This is a genomic window from Streptomyces sp. C, from assembly GCF_000158895.1.
In the GTDB taxonomy this organism is placed as follows: domain Bacteria; phylum Actinomycetota; class Actinomycetes; order Streptomycetales; family Streptomycetaceae; genus Streptomyces; species Streptomyces racemochromogenes.
The window spans coordinates 212223-214236 of record NZ_GG657751.1; the positions used below are offsets into that span (position 1 = coordinate 212223).

The following is a 2014-nucleotide window of genomic DNA, read 5'->3' on the forward strand; positions in this document are numbered from 1 at the left end:
TCGCCGCCCCGCCGAGCGAGTCCCTGCGCGTCATGCTCGCGCTCACCGCCATGGGCCCCCGCCCCATCGCCGATGTCGCCGCCGAGGCCGCCCGCGTCCTCGACCTCAGCATCCCCGACGCCGTCCGCACCCTCACCGACGCCGTGCACGTCGGCATCCTGTGCACCGCCGCCGGCCCCGAGGACTGGCACGCCGACCCGCTGCCCCCGCCCCACGGGCCCGGCGCCGAGCAGGTCCGCGGCCACCTGGCCACCGTCCGGGAGCAACTGCCCCGGCTGGCCTCCGCGCCCGCCGCCGAACGGCCCGCCGTGCTGTCCTCCGTACGGGAAGCCGCCGCCGGACTCAGCCGGGCCGCGGGCCGGCCCGCCACCCTGCTGGTCGAGGAGGACTACGTCGCCCCGCCCCCGGCCCTCACCACCCGGGCCTGGCGGCGGCAACTGGCCGATCTGGGCGACGTGGTGGAGTTCCAGAGCCTCTTCGACCGCATGCACGACGTACGGCAGCTGCTCACCGCCGCCTTCACCGCCCGCTTCGGCACCGGCGCGAGCGTCCCGCTGTGGGAGCACGCCGACGGCCTGGTGCGCGAGGTGTACGACCGGGAGCTGCGCTACCGGGTCCACGGCGAACAGGGCCTCGGCCCCGCCGACGGCTCCCTGGAGACCCTGCGCGCCCTGCGCGGACAGGCCCTGGAGGTGCTCCACGCGGACCTCGCGGGTCGCGACCCGGCCGACGAGGAGGTGCGGTGGAAGCCGTCCGAACTCGCCGCGCTCACCGACGCCCTGCCCGAGGCGCTGCGCCGGGACCCGGTCTCGTACGGGGTGCTCGTCCAGCCCGTCGGCGACCGGCTCGTCGTCAACGACGCCTACGCCGGACACGGCATGCTCTACGGACGCTTCCTGGCCGCCGACGCCGCGGCCGGCGGCACCGCGGCCCGGCACCTCGCCGACCGGCTCACGGCCCGCTACGGACACGACGGCGCGGCCGTCGCCGAGGACCTCGGCCTGCACCGGCTCAACGTCAACGCCCACCCGCCCGTCCTCCCCGACGGACTGCACGCCCAGGACTGGTACGGCCTGCGCCTGGTCCACGACCCGGCCGCCGACAGGCTGCGCGTCGAACGCCCCGACGGCCGCGAACTGCGCGCCGTCACCCTCGGCGCCGGCTTCCCCGAGCTGTACCCGGCACCCCTGCGCATCGCCACCTGGCTGCTCAGCGGCGGTCGCCTCGTCAACGACGTGGTGGGGGCCCGGCACCGGCTCGCGGGCGGCGACCCGGCCGCCACCCACGCCTGCCCGCGGCTCGCCGCCGGGGACGTCGTACTGTCCCGGCGCCGCTGGTACCCGGGCGAGGACTTCGAGACCGCCCTCGCCGCCGGCCCCGGCGACCCCGACCGGCTGCTCGCGCTCACCGCGTGGCGGGCCCGGCACGGCGTACCGCCCGAGGTGGTCTTCAAGACCGTGGCCGACCCCACGCGGCGGGCCGCCGCGCAGGACCGCAGGCGGCGCAAGCCCCAGTACGCCGACCTGCGCAGCGCCCTCATGGCACGGGTGCTGCCCCGGCTGCTGGAACGCGGCGGGACGGGCTACGTCGAGGAGGCACTGCCGGGCGTCGGCGCCTCGGCGCACGCCTTCGAGTGGGTGGTGGAGATCGGACGGGCCCCGGGGGGCCGGTTCACGTACACGACGGAGGAAGAACGTTGAGCGACCTGCGGATACTGCGGCCCGGACTGCACTACGCACCCGTACAGAGCGGGGTGTACTTCGGCCACGGCCGCGGGCAGTTCGTACTGCGCGGGCCCGAGGCCCTGTTCGGCGTGGCCGACGTGTGCGTACCCGCCCTGGAGGACGGGAGCACCGAGGACGACCTGGTCGCCGCGCTCGGCACCGAGCGGTCCCGGCCGGTGGTCCGGCTCCTGCTGAAGACCTTCGACGCGCACGGCCTGCTCCTCGACCCGGCCCGCTTCACCGCCCCGCCGCCGTCGGGGGAGGAACGCCGCCGGCACGCGGGCGCCCTC

The 2014-nt window shown here is 76.9% G+C and carries 2 pseudogenes; both read left to right on the forward strand.

The features are described 5' to 3' along the window. A pseudogene (locus SSNG_RS34225) lies at positions 1–1700 on the forward strand (lantibiotic dehydratase); the annotation flags it as partial. Continuing rightward, positions 1697–2014 (forward strand): annotated as a pseudogene (locus SSNG_RS42670) (hypothetical protein); the annotation flags it as partial. The pseudogenes SSNG_RS34225 and SSNG_RS42670, both read left to right, overlap by 4 nt.